This is a genomic window from Paraburkholderia sp. BR10923 (assembly GCF_040948765.1).
In the GTDB taxonomy this organism is placed as follows: Bacteria; Pseudomonadota; Gammaproteobacteria; order Burkholderiales; family Burkholderiaceae; genus Paraburkholderia; species Paraburkholderia youngii.
In genome coordinates this window covers 1-255 of sequence record NZ_JBFPKO010000221.1, presented here as the reverse complement: position 1 = coordinate 255, position 255 = coordinate 1, and the positions used below count along the sequence as shown (strand labels likewise).

At 64.3% G+C, this 255-nt stretch carries 1 pseudogene; it reads right to left on the bottom strand.

What is annotated here, in order from left to right:
* Positions 1–255: pseudogene (locus AB3X94_RS42200) on the bottom strand (IS5/IS1182 family transposase); the annotation flags it as partial.

The window sequence follows — 255 nt, the reverse complement described above, 5'->3', positions numbered from 1 at the left end:
AGGACGTAAAAACGCCGCAGCTTTCTGAGGATCATGCGCAGGTTGTGGCCGGCACCACATAGCACTGCGTTGATCGCATCCCCGAGCGCGCCCTTGAGCCAGTTCCGGTCGAGTTTGCCGTCGGCCTTCATATGACCGATCGCTGGTTCAATCGCGCTGCGCCGCCGGATCATGGCGCGCAACGTGCGCGTGATGCCGCGTCGCAGGCCGGGATGGTAGACCTTCCCCCCGTCTGGCTCAGCGCCCCGGTAACCA